This window comes from Streptomyces sp. NPDC001868 (assembly GCF_040297125.1).
Taxonomy (GTDB): Bacteria; Actinomycetota; Actinomycetes; order Streptomycetales; family Streptomycetaceae; genus Streptomyces.
This window is the reverse complement of record NZ_JBEOYO010000015.1, coordinates 147,154-170,605: the sequence shown is the minus strand read 5'-3', so window position 1 is coordinate 170,605 and position 23,452 is coordinate 147,154. Positions and strand designations below refer to the sequence as shown.

17 protein-coding genes and 2 pseudogenes are annotated in these 23,452 nt (G+C 69.6%); 5 read left to right on the top strand and 14 right to left on the bottom strand.

From position 1 onward, the window contains the following. Positions 1-2: 2 nt before the first annotated feature. The 9 genes from ABT147_RS19935 to ABT147_RS19895 form a co-directional block, all read right to left on the bottom strand. Entirely contained in the window at positions 3-857 is an 855-nt protein-coding gene (locus ABT147_RS19935; RefSeq protein WP_351407788.1) for a TatD family hydrolase, read from the bottom strand. Between the two features lie 165 nt (positions 858-1,022). Beyond that, the gene (locus ABT147_RS19930) at positions 1,023-1,805 is read right to left on the bottom strand and encodes an EboA domain-containing protein (protein ID WP_351407786.1); all 783 of its coding nucleotides are present in this window, start codon (positions 1,803-1,805) and stop codon (positions 1,023-1,025) included. Between the two features lie 60 nt (positions 1,806-1,865). Continuing rightward, entirely contained in the window at positions 1,866-2,714 is an 849-nt protein-coding gene (locus tag ABT147_RS19925) for a sugar phosphate isomerase/epimerase family protein (protein WP_351407784.1), read from the bottom strand. 33 nt (positions 2,715-2,747) lie between these two features. After that, the gene (locus tag ABT147_RS19920) at positions 2,748-3,863 is read right to left on the bottom strand and encodes an SCO3242 family prenyltransferase (RefSeq protein ID WP_351407782.1); all 1,116 of its coding nucleotides are present in this window, start codon (positions 3,861-3,863) and stop codon (positions 2,748-2,750) included. 93 nt (positions 3,864-3,956) lie between these two features. After that, positions 3,957-5,369, bottom strand: coding sequence for a phytoene desaturase family protein (locus ABT147_RS19915; protein ID WP_351407861.1), 1,413 nt, complete (start codon positions 5,367-5,369; stop codon positions 3,957-3,959). Between the two features lie 323 nt (positions 5,370-5,692). Further along, on the bottom strand, positions 5,693-6,538 hold the full coding sequence (locus ABT147_RS19910) for an inositol monophosphatase family protein (RefSeq protein WP_351407779.1): 846 nt from the start codon (positions 6,536-6,538) through the stop codon (positions 5,693-5,695). Between the two features lie 142 nt (positions 6,539-6,680). After that, positions 6,681-8,579: a gamma-glutamyltransferase family protein gene (locus tag ABT147_RS19905; protein ID WP_351407777.1), complete on the bottom strand. Its 1,899-nt coding sequence runs from the start codon at positions 8,577-8,579 to the stop codon at positions 6,681-6,683. A gap of 49 nt (positions 8,580-8,628) precedes the next feature. Then, positions 8,629-9,330: a tyrosine-type recombinase/integrase gene (locus ABT147_RS19900; RefSeq protein ID WP_351407775.1), complete on the bottom strand. Its 702-nt coding sequence runs from the start codon at positions 9,328-9,330 to the stop codon at positions 8,629-8,631. A gap of 137 nt (positions 9,331-9,467) precedes the next feature. Continuing rightward, positions 9,468-10,526: an IS630 family transposase gene (locus tag ABT147_RS19895; protein ID WP_351407773.1), complete on the bottom strand. Its 1,059-nt coding sequence runs from the start codon at positions 10,524-10,526 to the stop codon at positions 9,468-9,470. A gap of 536 nt (positions 10,527-11,062) precedes the next feature. On the opposite strand from ABT147_RS19895, the gene ABT147_RS19890 reads away from it, so the two are divergent. Next, positions 11,063-11,800: a hypothetical protein gene (locus ABT147_RS19890; protein ID WP_351407770.1), complete on the top strand. Its 738-nt coding sequence runs from the start codon at positions 11,063-11,065 to the stop codon at positions 11,798-11,800. A gap of 14 nt (positions 11,801-11,814) precedes the next feature. Here ABT147_RS19890 and ABT147_RS19885 read toward each other — a convergent pair. Beyond that, positions 11,815-11,952, bottom strand: a pseudogene (locus ABT147_RS19885) (IS5/IS1182 family transposase); the annotation flags it as partial. A 187-nt stretch (positions 11,953-12,139) separates the two neighbouring features. Here ABT147_RS19885 and ABT147_RS19880 point away from each other — a divergent pair. The 3 genes and pseudogenes from ABT147_RS19880 to ABT147_RS19870 all read left to right on the top strand — a co-directional run bounded on the left by ABT147_RS19880 (position 12,140) and on the right by ABT147_RS19870 (position 17,773). Then, positions 12,140-12,826 (top strand): hypothetical protein, encoded by a 687-nt coding sequence (locus ABT147_RS19880; protein ID WP_351407768.1) that lies wholly within the window; start codon positions 12,140-12,142, stop codon positions 12,824-12,826. A gap of 240 nt (positions 12,827-13,066) precedes the next feature. Continuing rightward, positions 13,067-13,351 (top strand): annotated as a pseudogene (locus tag ABT147_RS19875) (ATP-dependent DNA ligase); the annotation flags it as partial. Between the two features lie 1,359 nt (positions 13,352-14,710). Next, positions 14,711-17,773, top strand: coding sequence for a tetratricopeptide repeat protein (locus ABT147_RS19870; RefSeq protein WP_351407766.1), 3,063 nt, complete (start codon positions 14,711-14,713; stop codon positions 17,771-17,773). Positions 17,774-18,094: 321 nt separating this feature from the next. Here the strand turns inward: ABT147_RS19870 and ABT147_RS19865 are convergent. From ABT147_RS19865 to ABT147_RS19850, 4 genes are all read right to left on the bottom strand, one after another. Further along, positions 18,095-18,911 (bottom strand): IS5 family transposase gene (locus tag ABT147_RS19865; RefSeq protein WP_351407764.1). Its coding sequence is split into 2 segments (ribosomal slippage): positions 18,095-18,569 and positions 18,568-18,911, totalling 819 coding nucleotides; the frame shifts between segments, so codons are not numbered across the junction. A gap of 50 nt (positions 18,912-18,961) precedes the next feature. Then, a protein-coding gene (locus tag ABT147_RS19860; protein WP_502983121.1) for an IS5 family transposase occupies positions 18,962-19,815 on the bottom strand; the annotation gives its coding sequence in 2 pieces (ribosomal slippage) (positions 18,962-19,423 and positions 19,426-19,815; 852 coding nt in all). A 1,070-nt stretch (positions 19,816-20,885) separates the two neighbouring features. Next, positions 20,886-21,740: a class I SAM-dependent methyltransferase gene (locus ABT147_RS19855; RefSeq protein WP_351407761.1), complete on the bottom strand. Its 855-nt coding sequence runs from the start codon at positions 21,738-21,740 to the stop codon at positions 20,886-20,888. Between the two features lie 40 nt (positions 21,741-21,780). Beyond that, positions 21,781-22,476 (bottom strand): DUF4232 domain-containing protein, encoded by a 696-nt coding sequence (locus tag ABT147_RS19850; protein ID WP_351407759.1) that lies wholly within the window; start codon positions 22,474-22,476, stop codon positions 21,781-21,783. Between the two features lie 257 nt (positions 22,477-22,733). Here ABT147_RS19850 and ABT147_RS19845 point away from each other — a divergent pair, with 257 nt between their 5' ends. Continuing rightward, positions 22,734-23,405 (top strand): hypothetical protein, encoded by a 672-nt coding sequence (locus ABT147_RS19845; RefSeq protein ID WP_351407757.1) that lies wholly within the window; start codon positions 22,734-22,736, stop codon positions 23,403-23,405. The last annotated feature ends 47 nt before the right edge of the window (positions 23,406-23,452 follow it).

The window sequence follows — 23,452 nt, the reverse complement described above, 5'->3', positions numbered from 1 at the left end:
CCTCACTCCCCGCCGCGCCGGATGGAGTTGCCCTGGAAGCTCGACTCCTCGTCCGGCTTGGGCTCGTCGAGGTCGAGCCGGCCGCTCTGCCCGTAGAAAGCGACGGGGTTGCGCCACAGCACCCGGTCCACGGCGTCGTCGTCGAACCCGGCGGCGAGCATGGCGTCGGCGGTCTTCCGGGTCTTGAGGGGGTCCGAACGGCCCCAGTCGGCGGCCGAGTTGACGAGGACGCGCTCGGTGCCGTGCTCCCGAAGGATCGGCACCATGCGGTCCTCGCTCATCTTGGTCCTCGGGTAGATCGAGAACCCGGCCCAGCAGCCGCTGTCGAGGACCATGCCGACGGTCAGTTCGTTGAGGTGGTCGAGGACGACGAGTTCGGGGGCGATGCCCGACTCCCGTACGACGTCCAGGGTCCGGCGGGTGCCGGCGGCCTTGTCGCGGTGCGGGGTGTGCACGAGGGCGGGCAGTTCGTGCTCGATCGCGAGCTGGAGCTGGAGGGCGAGCGCCTCGTCCTCCTCGGGTGTCATGGAGTCGTAGCCGATCTCGCCGACCGCGACCACCCGGTCCTTGGCGAGATAGCGGGGCAGCTCGTCCAGCACGGGCCGGCAGCGCGGGTCGTTGGCCTCCTTGGGGTTGAGGGCGATCGTGCAGAAGTGCTGCATGCCGAACTGGGCGGCCCGGTAGGGCTCCCAGCCCAGCAGCGCGTCGAAGTAGTCGTAGAAGCTCTCCGGCGAGGTGCGGGGCTGGCCCAGCCAGAAGGCCGGCTCGACAACGGCACGCACCCCCGCCGCGTACATCGCCTCGTAGTCGTCGGTGGTGCGGGAGGTCATATGGATGTGGGGGTCGAAGATGCGCACGGGCGGGCCTTTTCCTCTGGTTGTGCTGTGAGCGACGTCGGCGGTGTGCTGCGGCGGCTGGGGGAAGCCCGCTGTACGAAGGCGGTGCCTGGCGGAGGCGGGGCGGTGGCCAGGGGGCTGTGGCGAGGCGGCTGGGGTCAGGGGGTGGCGGTCAGAGGGTGGCGGTCAGAGGGTGGCGGTGGCTTCCCGGAGCGCCTTCAGGGCGCGCTCGGCGGCCTCGCGGCGGTCGGGGGCGCTGGCCCGCGTCTCGGTGGTGAGCCGGTCGGTGAGCAGGTCGGCGGCGGGGAAGGGGCCGACGACGGGCCAGATGTCGGCCGGTACGTCCCGTCCGGCGGCGACCCGCTCGTGCGCGAAGTCGGCGAGCATCCGGGCGAGTTCGGCGTCGGCGCGGGCGGCAAGACCCGCGATCCGGTCCAGCGCGATCTCGTGGAAGACGCACTTCAGTACGGCCTGCCGGTACTCGGCGTCCGGGAGGCGGGCGGCGCCGTACGGGCCGAGGGCGGCCTCGATGACACTGCCGTCGTTGCCGCGCAGGGCCTCGCGGACGAGCGGCAGGGCGAGGTCGCCGAGGGGTTCTGTGGAGCTGTCGCCGTCTCGGGGGCCGGTGAACAGGTGCAGGGCCCGCAGGACGGCCCGCTGTTCGGCCGGGTCGCCGTGGCGGAAGAGGCCCGCGAGTTCCTCGGCGAGCGGCTGCCCGCCCAGCGGCAGCGCGGTGAGCAGGACGGCGCGGGCCGCCTCGTCGACGGTCCAGTGCGCGTCCAGCCGGGCACGCCCGCTGCGTCTTCGGGCGGCGGGGAACAGGGTGCGTACGGCGGCGGGCCGGTCGGCGATCCGGGCCACGGCCTCGTCGAGCCAGGCACGGGCCGCCGGGTCGGCGTGCCGGGCGAGGAGGCTTCGGGGGTCGGAGGGTGCGGCCGTCTCGGGGAGCGGCGTTCCTGTGGGGACCATGACGGGACAACCTCCGGTGGGGTGGAGGACGGGACGGAACGGTGTGTGCGTCGGGTGGGGTCAGGCCGTCGCCGCGCGCAGGAAGTCCAGCGAGCGACGGGCCACTTCGGGGGCGTCGAGGGCACCGCCCTGGATCTCCACGGAGACCAGTCCTCGGTGGTCGAGGTCCCGCAGGGCCGCGAGCACGGGCGGGAAGTCGATCTCGCCGGAGCCGAGTTCGAGATGCTGGTGGACGCCCCGCCGCATGTCCTCGATCTGCACGTTCAGCAGGCGCGGGGCGGCGAGGCGGACACACTCCAGTACCGTCCGGTCCTCCACGCAGTGCGCGTGCCCGATGTCGAGGGTGATCCCGAACAGTTCGTGCCCGCCGACCATCTCGGCTAGTTCCAGGCACCGTTCCACTGTGTCGACGAACATGTACGGCTCGGGCTCGAAGGCCAGCGAGACGCCGTACTCCCCCGCCGTCTCCAGGACGGTCTCGATGCCCGCCGCGAGCCGTTTCCACGCGTCCCGTTCCGGCAGCCCGACGGCCGGCGCGGGGCCGCTGCACAGGTGGACGGTGGGCGAGCCGAGGTCGGCGGCGATGCGGACGGCCCGGCGCAGCAGGTCGATCCGGGGCTCGGACCCGTCCGCCATGAGGGTCGGGTGGTGCTTGCCCCAGGGGTCGAGGAGGTAGGGCGCACCGGTCTCGACGGTCACGTCGAGTCCGTGCCGGGCCAGGTCCCGGGCGACCTCGGCCACCCGCCGGGGCAGGTCGTCGGCGTACGGGTCGAGGTGGCCGTGGTCCAGGGTGAGCGCGACACCGTCGTAGCCGAGGTCGGCGAGGACCGCGAGGACGTCGGCGAGCCGGTGGTTGGTGAAGCCGTTGGTGCCGTAGCCGAATCGGAGGGGCGTGGGGGGCGGGGTCATGCCGGCTCTCCTCCCGCGGAGGTCTGTGCTGGTTCAGGTGGGGGATATGCGCCGGGCGAGCCGCCGGGCGAGGGGGTGCACGACACCCAGGGCCGCCGCCGCGACCGTGGCTCCGCTCCGTGCGGTCAGCGCCGCCTGCAGCGGCATCAGCCCGAGGATCCCGGCGCCGACGGCCCGCCGTACGTTCTCGCCCGACGGCTTCCGTACGGCACGGGCCTGGGCGGCTCCGTAGCTGCCGAGGTAGGCGAGGGCACCGGCGGCGACCACGACGGCGCGGGCGGCGGTGGAGGGCGAGACACTGGCGGTCGTGGCCGGGCGGCGGGTCCCGGAGGCCGCGGCCGGGCGCGGGATGGTGACGGTCGCCGCCGGGCGCGAGATCCCGGCGCTCGTGCCGGACCGCGCGGCGCCGGTGGCCCCGTCGCGCTCCGCGAGGCGCCCCGCGCGCCAGGCGACGGCCGTGCGGACGGCCGGGAGTGCCGCGGCGAGGGCGGTGGCCGTGGAGGCGGCGAGGGTCGCGGCCGGCAGCCGGGCGGGGGCGCCGGAGATCTCGTGGCGGCTGAGGGCGGTCAGCGTGTACGTGTGGGCGCCCACCAGCGCGGCGGGGACGGCACCGCGCAGCAGGGCGGTACCGGTTCCGGTCGTACGGTCCGGCCCGCGCCCGGCGGCGAGGGCGCCCGCGAGGACGTCCAGGGCCCGCGCGGAGGCCATGGCGGCCGGGCCGGCCGGGGTGGACTTGAGCTTCAGGTCGTACGCCCAGACGGCACCGGCCAGGGGGAGCGCTCCCAGCAGACTCCGCCGGCCTCCCGAGGCGGCGGCGAGCGCGAGGCCCCCCGCCGTGAGGGCGCCCGCGACGGCGAGGGCGGTGCGGCGCGGGACACGGCCCGACGGGACGGGGCGCTCGGGGCGCTCGACCGCGTCGACCGCGGCGTCGGCGTAGTCGTTGAGGGCCATGCCGGCCCAGTAGAGGCAGACCGACGAGCCCATCACACCGAACGTCCGCGCGCCCAGCGGGTGTCCGGCGGCGGCGGCCCCCGCGAGCACGTCGCCCGGGACGCTCAAGGCGGCCGGTGCGCGCACGAGTTGCGCGAGGTCGGCGAGGCCCACGGCAGGTCGTGAGCCGGAGCCCGGTACCGCTCTCCGATCTTCCATGGCGGCAACTTACCCACGTGACTTGAACATTCACATGGAGAAAGTGTGAAGACCTTTGTCGATTCGTGACATTGCATTGCGCGCCGATGAACCTCAGGGCTCCTGCCGCAGCCTCCGCCACACCGCCTTGGCCGCGTTGTGCCCCGACATGCCGTGCACACCGGGGCCCGGCGGGGTCGCCGAGGAGCAGATGAACACGGCCGGATGCGGGGTGTGGTACGGGAAGAGCGAGAGCTTGGGGCGGAGCAGCAGCTGCAGTCCGGAGGCGGCGCCGCAGGCGATGTCGCCGCCCACGTAGTTCGCGTTGTGCGCGGCGAGTTCGGGCGGGCCGGCGATGGCGCGGGCGAGGACGCGGTCGCGGAACCCCGGGGCGAAGCGCTCCAGTTGGCGCTCGACGGCGTCCGTCAGGTCTCCGGTCCAGCCGTTGGGGACATGGCCGTACGCCCAGAAGACGTGCTTGCCCTCGGGGGCCCGGCTCGGGTCGACGAGGCTGGGCTGCACGGTGATCAGGAAGGGCGCGTCGGGCGCCCGGCCGTGCCGGGAGGCCGCGTCGAGCGCCGCGCTGATCTCGGCCCTGCTCGCCCCGACCTGGACGGTCCCGGCGGTGCGCGCCTCCTCGGCGGTCCACGGCACGGGGCCGTCCAGCGCGTAGTCGAGCTTGAAGACGCTCGCGCCGTAGCGGTACTGCTCGTAGTAGTTGCCGAAGCCGGCGATCCGGGCCAGCGCGGTGGGCGAGGTGTCGAAGACGTACGCGCGGGCGGGCGGCAGGTCGTCGAGGCGCTTGACCTCGTAGTCGGTGTGGACGGTGCCGCCGAGGTCCTTCAGATACGCGGTGAGCGCGTCGGAGATGGCCTGGGAGCCGCCCCGGGCGACCGGCCAGCCGGCGGCGTGCGCGGCCAGCGCGAAGACGAGGCCGACGGCGCCGGTGGCGAGGCCGCCGAGCGGGGCGATGACATGGGCGACGAGTCCGGCGAACAGCGCCTTGGCCCGCTCGTCCTTGAAGCGGCGCATCAGCCAGGTCGACGGCGGCAGCCCCACCAGGCCGAACCGGGCGAGGGTGACCGGGTCGCGGGGCAGCGCGGACAGCGGCAGCGACATGAAGTCCCGGGCGAGGGTGTCCCACTTGGGCAGGAACGGCTCGACCAGTCTGCGGTACGTGCCCGCGTCACGCGGCCCGAACGAGGCGGCCGTCTCCCCCACCGAGCGCGCCAGCACGGCCGCCGAGCCGTCGAGGAAGGGGTGGGCCATGGGCAGCTCGGCGTGCAGCCACTCCAGGCCGTAGCGGTGCAGCGGCATCGCCTTGAACGCGGGCGAGTTGACGCCGAGCGGGTGCGCGGCCGAGCAGGGGTCGTGACGGAAGCCGGGCAGGGTCAGCTCCGCGGTGCGGGCGCCCCCTCCCACGGTGTCCTTCGCCTCGAACACGGCCACGGAGAAACCGCGGCGGGCCAGCTCCACGGCAGCCGTCAGGCCGTTCGGCCCCGCCCCCACCACCACCGCGTCGAGCATCGACGGCACGTCCGGACCCCTTCGTCAGCCGATGGCCAAGCCCCGTCGGCGGAATCCCCGCCCGCCGACAGACACGCGCCCAGGATATGCCCGGCCACCGACAGCCCGGGCAAGGGTGGGCTCCGCCGACGGACGCGCCGGTTCCGCTCACCGTGCTCCACCCGGCGCTCCGTCCCACGCTCCACCGCTCCGACCGGGCCACCGGGGAGACACCCCGGCCCGCCGTGCGGTCGGGCGAGGCGCCCCCGGCACCCGGCACCCGGCACCCGGCACCCGGCACCCGGCACCCGGCACCCGGCACCCGCGTCAGGCTCCGTCGGAGGTCAGCCCCCGTCGGACAGCAGCCCCACCACACGGCGGGCCGTGGCCGCGTCCCGGGCCGTGGTGAACGGCAGGGCGTTGCCGCCGGTTATCCGGAAGGGTTCGCCGGCCAGGGTGAGGTGGGCGCCGCCCGCCTCCTCGACGAGCAGGAGCCCGGCCGCGTGGTCCCAGGCCGCTTCCCAGCTGAAGGCGGTCGCGTCCAACCGGCCCCGGGCGATGGCGAGATACTCCAGCCCGGCCGAACCGCAGGCGCGCGGTTCCACCCCGTCCGTCCAGAGGCCGAGCAGGGCCCGCTTCTGCTCGTCCGTGGTGTAGTCCGGGTGGGAGGTGGCGATGTCGAGGTCACGGCCGGGGTCGGGCGAACCGGCGCGCAGGGGCTCGCCGTCGAGCGTGGCCCCCTGGCCGCGTATCGCCACGGCGAGCCGGTCGAGGGCGGGCGCGTAGGTCCAGGAGGCGCGCAGGACCCCGCCCTGGGCGAGGGCGACGAGGGTGCAGAAGCCGGGCTCGCCGTGCACGAACTGCCGGGTGCCGTCCACCGGGTCGACGATCCAGACCGGTGCGTCGCCCTGAAGCGCCTCGTACGACGCCGGGTTCGCGTGCACCGCTTCCTCGCCGACCACGACCGAGCCGGGCAGCAGCGCGGCGAGCACCTCGGTCAGATACAGCTCGGCCTTGCGGTCGGCGTCGGTCACCAGGTCGTGCGGGCCGTTCTTCTCGTCGACCTCGTGCGCTGCGAGCTGCCGGAAGCGCGGCATGATCTCCGCGGCGGCGGCCTTGCGGATCGCTTCCTCGACGTCCGAGGCGTGCCGGGCGAGAAACTCGTCGATGGTTTCGTTGTCTTCGATCATGCCTCCATGACAGCACGCGGCACTGACAATCCCCACCCGTTCGGGGTATTCGGGATGGAATCGCCGTGAATATCCGGGGCGGACGGGCTGCGACGGGCAGCCGGGCGGACGGGCCGGGAAGCGGGCGCGGCCGGCCCTCCGCTCAGCGCCCGACCGCATACCCCTGCATCCCGCGCGGATTCGCCGCCGCCGACAACACCCCGGTCTCCGGGTCCCGTGCGACCGCGCACAGTCTGCCCTCGGACCAGGCCTCGCCGATCACGACGTCATGGCCGCGCCGACGCAGCTCGGCGACGGTCTCCGGGGGCATGCGGGACTCGACGGTGACGCTGCCGGGGCGCATACCGCGCGGGTAGAAGGAGCCGGGGAAGCTGTCGTTGTGCCAGTTCGGGGCGTCGATCGCGCCCTGGAGGTCGAGGCCGCCGCGCATGTGCGGGCGCAGGGCGACGGCGAGGAAGAAGTGCAGCTGCCACTGGTCCTGCTGGTCGCCGCCGGGTGTGCCGAAGGCCATGACCGGCACGCCGTCGCGCAGCGCCAGCGACGGGGTGAGCGTGGTGCGCGGCCGCCGGCCGGGGGTGAGGGAGTTGGGCAGCCCCTCGTCCAGCCAGGTCATCTGCAACCGGGTGCCGAGCGGGAAACCCAGCTCGGGCACCACCGGGTTGGACTGCAGCCAGCCGCCGCTGGGCGTGGCCGCGACCATGTTGCCCCAGCGGTCGACGACGTCGAGGTGGCAGGTGTCCCCCCGGGTGCTCCCGTCCCCCGCGACCTCGGGCTCCCCCGGCACCGGCGACCGAGGACTCTTGGCGACGGTGGGCTCACCCACTCCACGGAGCCCCTCCGTACCGGTGGGCTCGCCCACTCCCCCGAGCCCCTTCGCGACGGTGGGCTCGCCGGCCCCCATGCCGCTGAAGCCCGGGTCATCGGTGGCCACCACGCGCGCGTGCGCGCTCAGTCGCGGGGTGCGGTCACCGGGACGGCCCGGCAGCAGCTCGTACGAGGCCGTGTCGCCGACGAGGGCGCGCCGCGCGGCGTTGTACTCGTCGGACAGCAGCTCGTCGAGCGGTACCGGCGCCGCGTCCCCGTACCAGGCCTCCCGGTCCGCCATGGCGAGCTTGCAGCCCTCGACGAGGAGGTGCACATAGTCGGCGGACCCGTACGCGGGCAGTTCGGGCGGCAGCAGGGCGAGTTGCTGGAGGAGCACCGGGCCCTGGCTCCAGGGGCCGGCCTTGCACAGGGTCCAGCCGTGCCAGTCGTACGTCGCCGGGGCCTCGTAGGACGCGGACCAGCCGGCGAGGTCGGCCGGGGTGAGCGTCCCGGTGTGCCGTTCGCCGCTGGTGTCCAGGGTGGGCCGCCCGGCCTGCCGGACGAGGGCGTCGGCGATGAAGCCGGAGCGCCACACCTCGCGCGCCGCCTCGATCCGGGCCTCCCGGCCGCCCGCCCCCTCGGTCTCGGCGAGCAGCCGCCGCCAGGTCGCGGCCAGCGCCGGGTTGCGGAACAGCTCGCCGGGGCGGGGCGCCCGCCCGTCCGGCAGGTACACCTCCGCCGACGACAGCCACTCCTTCTCGAAGAGGTCCCGCACGGACTCGACCGTCGCGCCCACGTTCTCCACGGGCGCGTGCCCGTCCTGCGCGTACCCGATGGCGTACTTCAGGACGTCGGCCAGGTCCTTGGTGCCGTGGTCGCGCAGGAGGAGCAGCCACGCGTCGAAGGCGCCCGGCACCGCGGCGGCCAAGGGGCCCGTACCGGGGACGAGTTCCAGGGCGAGCCCCCGGTAGTGCTCGATCGTCGCCCCGGCGGGTGCCACGCCCTGCCCGCACAGTACCCGGACCTCGCCGCCCGCCGGGGCGAGGATGATCGGCACCTCGCCGGCGGGCCCGTTGAGGTGGGGTTCCACGACATGCAGGACGAAGCCCGCCGCCACGGCCGCGTCGAACGCGTTACCGCCGTCCTCCAGGACCGCCATCGCCGACTGCGAGGCGAGCCAGTGCGTGGAGGACACCATGCCAAAGGTCCCCTGGAGCGTCGGTCGAGTGGTGAACATACGGGGTCTCACCTCGCTGTTTACGCGCGTCGGACGGTCGAATCCGCACTCAGGATCGGGCCTGGGGAGAATCTGGGGAGTTTGGACCGGAACTCTCCTCGGCCCGCTCCCCCAACAGGCTATCGATCGCCCTGCGCCCCTTCTTCCCCGCCTCCGGCATGAAGTGCGCGTAGTGATCGAGCGTGATGGTCGGCGATGAATGCCCCAACCACTTGGCGAGTGTGACGACCGACTCTCCTGCCTCCAGCACGAGGGACGCGTACGTGTGCCTCAGCACATGGAACCCGTCCTTCGGTGCCGCTTGCCACTGCCAAGGTTTCGCCCCCTTGACACGCGGAGGGATTACACCTGCCCTAGCCAAGGCAGGCTTCCAGATCTCGGTGTTCCACGTGTTGGCGGCGATCGCGTTCCCGTACTTCGTTGTCAGTACGAGGCCGAACTTCTTCCGCTCCCTGTCCAATTCAGGACCGCCCCAGGGAAGCTCGACCTTGTCGCCGGGGTATGCCCTGGCATGCTTCACCAGCTCGTCGGACACGGAACGCGGCATGTCCGCAACGCGCGTTTTGCCACCCTTTGGAAGGGTAAAGTACTTCCGGCCATTGACTATTTGCACCTGACGTCGGACGTGGAGCACTCCGCGCGCGTGGTCGACGTCCTCCATGCTCAGGCCGAAGACTTCGCCCTGGCGCAGACCGCACCCAAGCCCAAGAACTACCGCTATACGGCGTCTCTGGCTGATCTCATCACGCACCCTCCGAGCCAACGCCTCAGGCCACGCCTCGCGACGCTCATCGGGCAGCTTCGGCCATCGGACCGACTTGGACCTCATCGGGTTCCGAGCAAGACGCTTGTCATCAACCGCTGTCTCTAGTGTCGTGTGTTTGAAGTCTATTTCCGCTTGATCTTGTCGAGGATCTGGTCGGCGGACTTCGTCCAGGTGAAGGGCTTGCAGCGGTCGTTGTAGCCATCGATGAACGCGCGGATGGCGGCCTTGAGGTCGGGGACGGACTCGAAGGTGCCGCGCCGTACCGCCTGCCGCGTGATGATCCCGAAGAAGATCTCGATCATGTTCAGCCACGAGCAGGAGGTGGGGGTGAAGTGCAGCGTGATCCGCGGGTTCTTCGCCAGCCACGCCTTGACGTTGGGATGCTTGTGCGTGGCGTAGTTGTCGGCGATGACGTGCAGCTTCACTCGGGGGTGGGCCTTGGCGACCTGCTTGAGGAAGGTGAGGAACTCCTTGTTGGTGTGCCGCTGGTAGCAGGCGTCCGCACTGATCTTGCCGGTGGCGACCTCAAGTGCGGCGAACAGCGAAGTGGTGCCGTTGCGCCTGTAGTCGTGAGTCTGCCGCTCGGGCAGACCGGGCCGCAGCGGCAGGATCGGAGCAGTGCGGTCCAGTGCCTGAATCTGGGTTTTCTCGTCCACGCAGACCACCACCGCCTTCTCCGGCGGCGCCAGATACAGCCCGACGATGTCCCGGATCTTCGGCTCGAGTTCAGGATCGGTGGAGAACTTGAACGTCTCCACCCGGTGCGGCTGGATACCCCACTTCCGCCAGATCTTGGCGATCGTGGAGTACGCCAGCCCCAGCTCCGCGCCCAGCAGCCGCGACGACCAGTGCGTGACGCCGAGCCGCGCCGGCGGCCTGCCGTCCTCCGCGAGCGTGGCGACCAGAACAGCGACCTCGTCCACGGTGCCGGGCCGCCCCGCGCGCGGGAGATCGCCCAGCGCCTCGATGCCCGACTCGGCATAACGCGAACGCCACTTGAGAACGGTCGGACGCGAGGACCCCAGTGACTCGGCGATCTCGGTGTTCGGCACCCCGTCCGCCGCCAGCAGCACGATCCGCGCCCGCTGAACCAGGCCGGACGGCGCGGACGTCATGCGCACCAACGCCTCCAGCCGGGAACGATCACCGTCACGAAGCACCAACGCCGAGGCCACATACATGGCCCGATTCTCCCCGACATCCAGACGTAAAGCTACTTCAAACACGGAACACTAGCTCTCCATCGTCGCCCGAACACCTCGTCCAGCGATTCCAACCGGGCCACCTCATAGACGACTGCTGGCAATAGACGGATGCTTGCCAGAGACCGGACTGGCCATCGGAGCATCCTGAAAAGCGAGACGGCCTCAGGATATCAACCTCAGTAGGGATCCGCACACTTGCAGTGCAGCGTCGAGTCGCCCGCTCCAACGAAGAATCATAAAATGGGACTATCAACGCGTCCTTCGAGGGCATGATGCGACTCCGGGGCCTCCTGTTTGACAAGAGGAATGTTCCGCCACCGGAGGTTCACCAAGACCCACTGGTGAGGACGCCGCATGAAGAGATTCCCGTTGCCGCACTCTCTCGGGGACGAGTCTACGGCGAGTGAAAGCATGTCCCTTCTGTATGTGCGTTATGGATCCCAAAGCGGCCGAGTACCCCAGTGGACACTATGCCGGATAGCCGCCTCGCAAGCGCAGTTGAGAGGCTTCGGATGATGACCAGATCTCGTATCTTTGTTGCACTCCTGGCGATACTATTGTCCATCCTCATCGGCAGTGGATGCAGCCGTGGAGGCGGCAGTAGTGAGAGTGTTCTCAACAACCTCAAATCACTCGCCAGGCAAGCAGATCAGCTGCGCACCACTATTCCTGAATCTGCAAACAGCAGCGAGTTGTCAGCTTTCAGGGAAGAGATGAGCGAGCTGTCTACTGAGTTGGCCGCCGTTCCCGACAACCTATCGAGCGCAGAGCTCGCTGCACGAGAAGCTGCCCTAGCTGCACAACTCAGGCTGGCAACTGCCATCAGGCAGGCGGAAATACCTCAGACGGCCGCCACCCTGACTGATAATTCCCGGCCGTCCAATGTAGCGCGCGTCGACGCGGAGTGGGTAACCCTCAGGGACAGCCTCAAGAAGACCGGCGAAGACTACATCAAGCAGTTTGCCTGTGAACAAGCGTGGACTGCTCTGACGCCGGAGAAGAAGCTGGAGCAGAATCCACCCACGACCAACTGGTTTACTGATGCGACAGAACAGACAATCCAGGGGTACATCGACACCCGCTACAGGGACTGGAAGTCGACCGCCATAGGGCAGTATGTCGCTTGGGCCCAGTACAGCAACGGCCTCTTTGAAAAAATGAAGGAGTTCGCTTCCCAGGGCCAGCTCGCCGCACCTGCGCAAGCGTACGTTTACTATGTGCGCTATTGCCAGACTCCGCCTATCCCATGACGGTGGGCTACGCATCAACCAAAGCTGCCGTTAATGGCGTGATGCACACCGTTTCCCCTTGAGGCGGCAGTCGCGGAGGATATTCCAGGTCTTCATTCGGGCGAAGACGTGTTCTAGCGGGCGCGGACTTGCCTGTGGGAGCGGTTGCGTTCCTATGGCTCTAAAGCGGCTCACCAAAGCGTCGCGCGTCGCCGCCTGCACCCGGAACACCCGCGTCCCCGCGAACTGCCGTCTCGCCATGAGACCCCTGGGCCATATGGCTGCTAACTCGGTGTCATGTGCCTCGATACAACGACATGCATGTGTTAATACCCCTTGCCGTTGACCTAAGGAGGACCTATGGAAGGCTTCGCAGCAAGCAGTCGACTGCCGACCGCGTACTGGGCCCACTTCACGCAGGCCATCGCACCCCTCGCTGACGAATGGAGTGGCGGCCACCCCGTCCGTGAGATCGAAGTGACGATTGAGTTCCGAGATGCCTCCGTCTTCCATATTGGCCCTGCCTTGCAGGACCTCGACAGATGGTTTCGCTGGGCTCATGCCGTAGATCAAGTGCACCGCAGCGGGCCAGCCAAGCCACCCCTCGTGCATTTGTTGCAACCCGCATTGCCCAAGGATTTCACCTTCGAGATCGTCAGCGTTGAGGGTGGGTCGCTGTGGGTGCGCCTGCGAAGCGCACTGAGGAACATCCGCGTCGATCTAAGCAGCGTAGTGCTGGTGCTCGCGCTATGGAACGACCTAACCGGAATCGCACCCTTTGAGTTCCTTTTCGATGGCGGACCTGACCGCGTCGTGGCGCCTGCTGCCCCCGCCGATGTCATGGAGCAGCAAAGGGGGCTGTTCGGCATCAGAGAAGGGGGGCACACTCCCCATTCCGACGCAGCTGATTTCCGTATTGCGCTCGACGGCGACCGTGTCCTTACCTGCAACGTTCGCGTTCCGTCCCGGTTGATCGATTCAGACAGTGAATTCATCAAGGATGCCGCCGATGCCTGCGCCCAATTCGCGGATGACGACGAGGAGTGATCGAGCGCATAACGCGCCACGCGAGTCATTGCTGTAAAGCGATAATGCGGACATGCGCGTTTACCGTAAGTCGCTACTTCAGTTGGCGTGATCTTGCGGCAGTCGGAGGGTGATGACACTGCGCTTCGGCCCCGGGAACTGGAGCAACTCCTTCGAAGTGCACTCGCCATCCCGAGATCGACATGGCGCTGAACGATAGCCCGTGGACAGCTCAACAGCGCATAACCGAAGTGGGACGGGTTCCGGGCACTCCTCTCCGTCGACGCCGACCAGGTGATGCTGCGCTCGAAACGCGGCACCGACATGGCCGCCTCCTTTCCGGAGATCGTGGCAGGGGCCGCCCAGTTGCCGGACGCGACCGCGCTCGACGGCGAGCTCGTCGTCTGGGACGCCGCAGGCCGCCTCGCCTTCGAGCGGGTACAGCAACGGCTCACCCGGCGCGGCTCCTGTGCGGCCCGGGCCGCACAGGAGCGGCCGGCCCACTTCGTAACTGGAAGTACGCACGGGTTCCTGAACCGCGCCTGAGGGGTTGATCGGGCGAAGTCAGCAGGTAGGAGACCCGTGTTCGAGGCATCCCTCAAGGGTGTGAGATTCCTGCAATCACTCGCATATTCCGCGAGTGGCCGTCGTAATCTGCGGGTTCATGAGGGAATCCGAAACACGTTCCCTGGCCCCTGGACGTGACGCGGTTCGGTCTGGCGGAGGTCTTCTCTCTCCACACCCGCCAGAGCCGTTCAGGCCAGACGGATGAGCGGTCGTACTTCTTCGACACGCTCGCGGAGTACCAGTGGGCGCGGGACGCGGCCGGGCTGATGCCCTCGTCGATCGACCAGTTGGTCAAGCCAGTGATCGACTTGTGCGTGCACTACGACATCGTGCCGCGACAGCTCACACCGGCGGCGTTGGACGGTACTTCGCCGGTTCGGGCAGGCGGGCCCGGTCGACGGTCTGCGCCAAGAGCAACAGGCACATCCCATCCCCAATTGGTCGAACCAGCCATCGTCACCGAAGTCACCGTCGACTGTCCCAGGACGTGGCCGCGCTGGTCGACTGCTTGCGGCCTTGCGGTGACGGCCTCCATGCGGGCCGGCAACGCCAAGTGGGACCGGCCCTGGACTCCAGCGTTCCATGGGTCCGCTGGTGAGCGGGGTCGGGGAACCGGAGGGCGGTGGCTGAGCGTATATCGGAAAAGACGCTGTGTGCGCGCTAGTAGGGCGCTACCGTCTCAGACCAATCAGCATGCAGCAGGGGACAGTGGGGGGATTGGATGCTGGCAGAGGAACTGGCCACGCTTGTCGCGGCGGGGGGCTTGGCAGTGGTACAGGCTGCGGGCACGGACGCCTGGCGGGGATTCCGGGAGAAGGCGGCGGCCTGGTTTGGCCGAGGGGACACCAGGCGGGAACGCGTCGCGCTGGAGCGGCTGGACCAGACAGCGGAAGTGCTGGCGAGTGCTAGCCCAGGCCAAGTTGAGGAATGCCGGGGCCAGGAGGCCGCATCCTGGCGGACTCGGTTCGCTGACCTATTGGATGACTTGGGTGAGGATGACCGCGTTCAGGCAGCAGCTGGCCTGCGCGAGCTCGTCACACAGGTCCGGCAGGCCCCTGGGGTCACCGTAGGGGAGATCGCCATTAGCGGAAACGTGCACATCCAGTCCACGCACGGCTCGGTGAGCGCGGTGAAGACGGGCAACGTGACCATGGGAAACCCTCCCCAGCCGGACGCGGACCCGAGCTGACCGCGCCCGGCAGCAGGCAGGCTCCCCAACCTGACGCCCACACCATAATCTCGGCTAAGCACGGCAGCCTGGCGGCCTGGAACATCGAGGTGCTGAACCAATACGCTGCGCCGCAGGCCCCAGTGGAGTGGCCCGTGCGGGTGGGGGCCGTGCCAGCCCTGGCCTCGGCCTTCCAGCCCCGCACTAGTCTGCGTGAGCGGATTGAACAGGCCCGGGCCGGACACGCCACGGTGGTGCTGACTCAGGTGCTCTCCGGCGGTGGCGGGGTAGGCAAATCCCAGCTGGCCGCCGCCTATGCCCACCATGCGCTGTCCGAGGGCACCGAGCTGGTGGTCTGGGTAAACGCCTCCGAGACTCAGCAGGTCGTCACCGGCTACGGCGACGTTGCACGCCGCGTCCAGGCACCCGGCGCTGCAGGGCAGGACCCCGAGACGGATGCCCGGGCCTTCCTAGCCTGGCTGGCTGTCACCTCCCGCTCGTGGCTGGTAGTCCTCGATGACCTCGCCGATGTGGAGGAGATCGCCCCGTGGTGGCCGCCGCCTTCTCGTGCGGGACAGGGCCGGGTGTTGGTCACCACCCGGCGCCGGGATGCGCTGCTGTCCGGCGGCGGCCGGGTGGTCATCGAGGTCGACGCCTACACCCCGGCTGAAGCGATGGCCTTCTTGCGCGACCGGTTCACCGGCGCGCAGACGCCCCACCTGTTGGACGTGCGGGCCGAGGATGTGGTGCAGAAGCTGGGGTACCTGCCGCTGGCGCTGGCCCTTGCCGCCGCATACATGATCAACGAAGACGTTCCATGCACGCCCTACCTTGACGTCCTCACCGACCGCGAGTTACGGCTGGGGGCGACGTTGCCCCATCAGGCGGACACCGAGGGCTACGGGCGGCAGATCGCCGCGGCTCTGCTGCTGACCCTGGACGCCGCCCAGCGATGCAACCCAGTGGGCCTGGCCGTCCCCGCCCTGCGCCTGGCCTCCCGCCTGGACCCGGCCGGACACCCCCAGGCCCTGTGGGCCGAAGCCGCGATCACCCGCTACCTGACCACCCACCGAAGCCGCTCCACCGCACCGGCCGCCCTCCCTTCTCCTGACGTCACCACGGAGCAGGCCCGATCCGCACTGCGGCTGCTACACCGCTACGGTCTGATCACCTGCGACTCCCGGCACGGCCCCCGTACGGTGCGCCTGCACGCCCTGACCGCCCGCGCCGCCCGCGAAACCACCCCTGCACCCGATGTCCCCGCGATGGTGCAGGCGACCGCAGACGCCTTGGCGGCAATCTGGCCCGAGACCGACCACACCGATCCCGATCTGTGCTCCGTACTGCGGGCCAACACCGACACCCTGGCCGCCCACTCTGGCGACCTGCTGTGGCAACCCCATGGCCACGGGGTGCTGTACCGGGCAGGGAAGAGCCTGCTGAACGCTGGCCTGTACGCCGCTGCACTCACCCATTGGCACCACCTCGCCACAACCGCCGGGAGGCTGCTGGGGCCCGAGCACCCCGACACCCTCACCGCCCGCGCTGGCCTGGGCACCGCGTATAAGGAAGCGGAGCGGACTGCCGAAGCCATCACCCTCCTGGAGCAGGTCGTCGCCGACGCCGAGCGGTTGCTGGGGCCCGAGCACCCCGACACCTTTTCCGCTCGCACCGACCTGGGCACCTCCTACCGGCAAGCGGGTCGCACGCCCGAAGCCATCACCCTCCTGGAGCAGGTCGTCGCCAGCGCCGAGCCGCTCCTGGGAGCCGAGCACCTCGAAACTCTCGCCGCCCGCAACAGCTTGGCCACCTCCTACTTGACGGCGGGGCGCACCGAAGAAGCCATCACCCTGCTCGAACAGGTAGTCGCCGACGCCGATCGGGTGCTGGGGCTGGGGCCCGAGTCCATCGCCGCCCGCGCCAATTTGGCCACCGCCTACTCGGCGGCAGGGCGCACGGCGAAAGTCACCTCCCTGGAAGAGGAGGTCGTCGCTGACATCGAGCGGCTGCTCGGGCCCGAGCACCCCGACACCCTCACTGCCCGAGCCAACCTGGCCATCTCCTATCGGGAGGCGGGGCGTGCCGAGGAAGCCATCGCTCTCGAAGAGCAGGTCGTCGCCGACCGCGAGCGGCTGCTGGGGCCCGAGCACCCCGACACCCTCACTTCCCGCAACAATCTGGCCCTTTCATACGCGCAGGTGGGCCGCACGGCGGATGCCATTCCCCTGGAAGAGCAGGTTGTCGCCGGCTTCGAACGTCTCTTTGGGGCCGGGCACCCGAGCACCCTGACCGCCCGCAACAACCTGGCCGTCTCTTATAAGGAGACCGGGCGGGCCGAGGAAGCCGTCCCCCTGCTGGAACAGGTAGTCCTTGGCCGCCAGCGACTGCTGGGGCCCGAGCACCCCGACACCCTTGCCGCCCGAGCCAACCTGGCCGCCTCCTACCGGCAGGCGGGGCGCGGCGAGGAAGGCATCACTCTCGAGGGGCAGCTGGCCACCGACGCCGAGCGGCTGCTGGGGCCCGAGCACCCCAACACCCTCACCATCCGAGCCAACCTCGCGTTCTCTTACTTGGAGGAGGGGCGGGCCGAGGAAGCCATCCCCCTGCTGGAACAGGTAGTCCTTGGCCGCCAGCGACTGCTGGGGCCCGAGCACCCCGACACCCTCACCGCCCGCAACAACTTGGCCAACTCCTACTCGAATGCAGGGCGCACGGCCGAAGCCATCACCCTGCTCGAACAGGTCGTCGCCGACGCCGAACGGGGGCTGGGGCCCGAGCACCCCTACACTTTCGACGCCCGCAACAACCTGGCCATGTGCTGGAAGGAGGCGGGGCGCACCGAGAAAGCGATCCCTCTCGAAGAGCAGGTCGTGGCCGGCCGCGAGCGGCTGCTGGGGCCCGAGCACCCCGACACCCTCACAGCCCGAGCCAACCTCGCGATTTCTTACTGGCAGATGGGGCGTGCCGAGGCAGCGATCCCTCTCGAAGAGCAGGTCGTGGCCGGCCGCAAGCGGCTGCTCGGGCGCGACCACCTCGACACTCTCGACGCCTGTTACAACTTGGCTGCCTCCTACCAGCAAGCGGGTCGCGTCGAAGAAGCCATCACTCTGCTGGAACAGGTCGTCGCCAGCGCCGATCGGGTGCTGGGGCCCAAGCACCGCAGTGTTGTGGCGATGACCGACACTCTGCGCTCATGGCGACGCGCGAACAGGCCACGCTGGTGGCACTGGTAGTTGATCACGAGGGATCCACAACTCCGAGGCGGCCCATGAGCAGGGGCATGCGGAAGTACTCGATTCTCGCCCTCATTTGAGGGCGGCCGCGTCGCCTTCGGTGTGCCCCTTCAAGGGCGGGGGTCCGGACGTAGTGAGGCGGTGGCCTGGGTCGGCTCTGTCTTCCGAGGACTTCGTGATGCCCGTTCGTCGCAGCAACAGGATGAAAGGGCCAGCTAGGAGCGTGTCTCAGTAACGAACAAGGGGCCCGCTGGCTCACGGCCCGCGCGGAAGGCCGCGGGAAACACCAGCTCGTCTCGTCTCCCCCACTTAGACCGTGTCCTATGTGGCGAGGCGGACGAGTCGCTTGTAGCAGCAGAGGGCGGCTGCGAGTCCGAGGAAGGCCAGGTAGTTGCGGGGATGGCGCTCGTAGCGAGGGCTCAGGCGTCGGTAGCCGGACAGCCAGGACATCGTCCGCTCGATCACCCACCTGCGGCGCCCTAATCGTTCGCTGGACTCGATGCCTTTGCGGGCGATGCGTACTCCGATGCGTTTCCATCGGAGCCATCTGCGCAGGTCGGCACGGTCGTAGGCTTTGTCTGCGTGTAGGCGCTGGGGCTTGAAGTAGCGGCCGCGGTGGGGGTCGTGTCTCGTTTGGTGGCCCTCGATCATGGGCTTCAGCCCTTCGCTGTCGTGGGTGTTGCCCGCGGAGATGCCGACAAGGAGGGGCAGTCCGTTCGCGTCCGACAGGACGTGCATCTTGGAGCCCGGCTTGCCCCGGTCCACGGGGCTCGGACCTGTGTGTTCGCCCCCTTTTAGCCCTGACGTGGGCGGTGTCGAGGACGACGCGGGTGACGTCGATGAGGCCGGCGTCGTCCAACCGGTGCAGGACTGCCTCGTGCAGGCGGCCCCATACGCCGGCTCTGGACCAGATCAGGAACCGGCGGTGGGCGGTCGACTTCGATACCCCGAAGCACAGCGGCAAGGCGCGCCAGGCGCAGCCGCTGCCGAGCACGTAGATGATGGCCGCGAACAGCGTCTCATCTGGGGTGTCCTGCGTTCCGCCGCCCTGCGGCCTCACTCTCGATGGCGGGATCAGTGGCTCCGCGATCTCCCACAGCCCGTCCGGAACAATCCAACTCCACGTACCCCGCCCCATGCACGGCTCAACGACGCCTCACCACATAGGACACGGTCTAAGAAGTCATCTCATTTGGTAAGTCGGCGGTAGCAGATGAGTGTGCAGGCGATGCTGGTGAAGGCCAGGAAGTGGTCGGCTTTGCGTTCGTAGCGGCGGTGCAGGCGGCGGCATCCGGCGAGCCAGGCCATGGTGCGTTCGATGGTCCAGCGGTGGCGGCCGAGTCGTTGCGAGGTCTCGATGCCCTTGCGGGCGATGCGGTGCCGGATGCCTCGGCTGGACAACCATCGCCGCAGGTGGTTGTAGTCGCAGCCCTTGTCGGCGTGGAGTTTGTGGGGTCTGCGTCGTCGGCGTCCGCGCCGGGAGCGGATCGGGGGTATGCCCTTCACCAGCGGGATCAGTGCCTGGCTGTCGTGTGTGTTGGCGCCGGAGATGCCGACGGACAAAGGCAGGCCGGTCCGCTCCGTGATCAAGTGGATCTTTGACCCGTACTTGCCCCGGTCTACAGGATTCGGGCCTGTCAGCTCCCCCTTTTCAAGGCCCGCATGTTGACCGAGTCGATCGCGCACCGCGACCAGTCCAGCTCGCCGCGGGAGCCGAGTTCGTCGAGGACCAGGCGGTGGAGTTTGGCCCACACGCGGGCCTTCGTCCACTCGGTGAATCGCCGGTGGGCCGTCGCACCCGACGGCCCGAACGACGCGGTCGGCAACTGCTGCCACGTGCAGCCCGAGGTCGCCACAAAGACGATCGCAGCCAGCACTTCACGGTCGCCGTGCCGACGCCGGCCACCGCCCTGAGGCCGCGACGGCGCCTCCGGCACCACACGCTGGAACAACTCCCACAACTCGTCCGGCACCAGCCGCTCAACGATCCCTGCCACGACCGGCAGCCTACCCAACCAAATGAGATGACTTCTAAAGGCCATCCCCGCAGAACGCCTCTGGGTCAACAAGACTGCGGCCTGAGGACCCGTGCATCGCCCGAGACTCGGGCGTCCCTGGAGAACCTGGTGGCTGCGGCCCGCACGGTCCACGCGGAACTCTCCGCATCCTGACGGCAGGCCCAGTCGGCTGGGGAGGAAATTGCTGTCCTCCCCAGCATCGGCATCGGACCTCGTCGTCCTCGGGGTCGACGAAACGCACACGCCCCCGCCGACCAGACGCTGGATCAACTCCTCCGCCTTCGGCCGTCGGGCACGAGCGATGGGCCGTTCACTGTGAGGCGTCGGACTGTGCTTGCGACCCGCACCTCCGCGCCGCCCACCTGCATTCGCTGACGCTGGAGGCCCACCAGACGCCTCCTGGACGCCACCGCCCTCAAACGCTGGATCCTCGGGGTGACGACCGAGCCGGAGGTAGAAGCGGCCGGCGTCGGGGACCTCGACACGACCGTGCCCTCCAGCCCTGCCGACCGCCAGAAGCCCACGGTCGCGCAGGGCATAAGCCGACAGCCAGTCCCCTGGCGACCATGCTCCAGATTTCTCACCGGCCGCGACACGTTCGAGAAGAGCGCGCTGCCGTTCGTTGAGGGCGGACCATCTGTGCACGACCCCCAGCCCACACCGCGCTACCACACGCTGCACAGAGCCGAAAGAGTGGCCTTGGGCCTAGGACGACCGAGCATGGCAGAGCAGCCGTTTCAGACGCCCCAGCCCTTGGCAGTCACTCAGCGTACTTACGGCGGGAGGGAGTTTCATCTCGTCGCCGCTGGTCACACCGGCTTTCCCTGGGGAGGATCTGGGGAGTATCCGCGCCGCTGGGGAGCGCGTGGGGAGGATCGGCTGCATAACACAGCACGAACCTGAAACGCCCTGAAAGACGCATCTGCCCAGGTCAGCCATAGGCCCAGCCGCATCACCGCAGGTCAGCCCACCCTGCGGACAACTACATGCCGAAGGTCCCCTGGAGCGTCGGTCGAGTGGTGAACACGGGTGGACTCCTCACTGCGCGACGGGCGTTCGATGATCGTACGCAGCGCTCCGCAGGGCCCTCGGGATCAGCCCTCGACGGGACGCCGCCCCGCCGTCAGCACATGCCCGCTCGCCCCCAGCAGCGACGGCTCCGACTCGATCCGCCGGGTCGCCGCCAGCACCGCCTCCCGGCGCTCCGGGTCGTCCAGCCACTCCTCCACGCCGCCCATCAGCCAGGCGACGCCCTCGACGCCGTACTGCCCCTCGGGCGCGAGCCCGGCCTCGGTGAACTCGTCCGGCGCCTCGGCGGGGTGGGCGAAGTAGGCGGTGGTGAAGTGCGGGTCCGCCGACGAACGGCTGTGCCGGCCGTCGGCCGAGACGGCGTCGATGCGTTCGCGGCGCTCCGGAATGAAGTAGTTCCCTTGCAGAAGCGTGTCGTTGAGCCCCGCGAAGCGGTTGATCGTGGCCGCGACCACCACGCCGCCGGGGCGCACGGCCCGCCGCGCCTCGGCCAACGCCCGTACCCGGTCCGGGCGTTCGGGCAGATGGTAGAGCGGCCCGAGGAACAGCACGGCGTCGTACGCGGCGTCCTCGGCGGGCAGCGCGCGGGCGTCCCCGAGCCGGGCGGTGACCCCGGGCAGCCGTCCGGACCGCTCCACGTGCATCGGCACCGGGTCGACGACCTCGACCGCGTGGCCGTCCTCCCCCGCCAGCCACTCGGCATGGATCCCCGTGCCGCCGCCGACGTCGAGCACACGCGCCGGCGCCTCGGGCAGGAGCCGTCGCAGAATGTCCTGCGTGCGCCAGAACTCCAGCCGTCCGGTGCCTTCTCTGAGGCGGGTGTTCTCCCCGCCGCGCTCGTAGTAGGCGAGGATCTCCTCGCTCAGGGACGGGAGTGGGGACGGGAGTTGGGGCTCGGTGGCGTACGGTGACGGCTCCATGCGACCAGGGTGCTGATCGCCACGCGGGCCCCGCAACCGGTTAAGCCCCGTCGGCGGCCCGCGTCCACGCCGTCGTGCCGAGGCGTCCCGTGTTGCCGAGGTCGAGGCCGCCGTCGGGGGTGAGGATCTCGGCCGGCCGGCCCGCGAGTGGGGCGACGCGCAGGGCGGGGGCGTTGACGGCGGGTACGTCCGCCTCGGTGACCGTGTTGCGCCAGACCAGCACGGTTTCGGCGGACTCGCCGGGTTTCAGGGTGACGCTGTGCGGTCTGAAGTCGGGCACCCCGGTGGTGATGTCCTCGGTGCCCCGGAGCACGCGTACGTCGCCGTAGGGCTCGCCGCTCTCGTCGAGGGCCTGGATCGACGGGTAGCCGTTGACCGTGTACGGCTTCTTGCCGCAGTTCGTCAGGGTCACGCTCATCGCCCGGAGTCCCATCGCCGCGTCCACGAGGCCGGGCAGCATCCGCACCCCGGAATACGGGCAGGCGTCCGTCGCGTCGGGTGACGCGCTCCCGGTGGGGGCGGCACCCGTCTCCGTCTCCGCGGCCTCGGGCGGCTCCGAGCCCCTCGCTCCCCCTGGCGCGTAGGTGACCGTCAGCGAGGCCTCCGCCGAGGGGGTCGTGCGGTCGGGGTCGAGTTCGCGATCCACCTCGGCCGCGAGTCCGCAGCCGCCGACGGCCAGGGCCAGTGCCACCACGAGGAGCGCGCGGGAGGCCGTACGGCCGCGTATCGGGATCACGAGCCGATCCTGACACGCACCCCGGCGGAAGCCCCGGCTCCGCCGACGACACGAAGACCCGTCGAGGTGGAAGGGGGCACAGACCGCCGACACGAGGACGGCACCCGTGTGAAGACGGCACCCGTGTCGTGAACACCGCACCCCTGTCACCACGTATACACAGAGCGAGTTCGGACTTTCGTCCCACAGGCACTCGTGTGACACTGACGTACCCCACCGCCCGGCGGTACCGCCGCCTCGACCCCGAGAAGTGCGCTGTGCGTGATCTCCCTCTGCCGCTCGCCCTCACCGCGCGACTGCTGCCGGTCGCCGTACTCGCCACCGCGGGCTGGGCGTTGTCGTCCGGTCCGCTGTCCGCGAGCCCGGCCGGGGAGGAGCCCGCGCAGGACACCGCGTCGGGGCCCGTCTCGACCTCCGAGTCGGCGCCGTCGACTTCGACCGCGACCAAGACGTACACGAAGGCACCCTCGCCCTGCTCCGGCGTATCGGAGAAAACGGTCAAATCCCTTGTTCCGGGCGCGAAGACGGCCGGCAAGGAGATCGCGTCGACCGACGAGTCCGTGCGCCGCACCTGCTCCTGGAACGCGCTCAAGGGCTTCGACTACCGCTGGCTCGACGTCTCGTACGAGATCCAGCAATCGGACGAGAAGGCACAGAGCTCCTATAAGGCGCGCACCACGGAGAAGAGCGGCGGCGGCGCCGTCCCCGGTCTGGGTGACGCGGCCTACTCGGTGGTGAACCTCACCACCGAGGACAAGCAGCAGACCCGCGAGGGCGTGGTGTACGTCCAGATGGCCAACGCCCTGGTGGTCGTCACCTACAACGGCAGCGACTTCGAGTCCCAGAAGGCGCCCGGCACGGACGAGATCAACAAGGGTGCCATCAAGGCCGCGAAAGAGGCGGCGGCCGTGCTGGAGGACGCCCAGTAGGGGCATGTCGCTCCGGCACGGCCACCGCCGCTCAGCTCGCTCCGGTC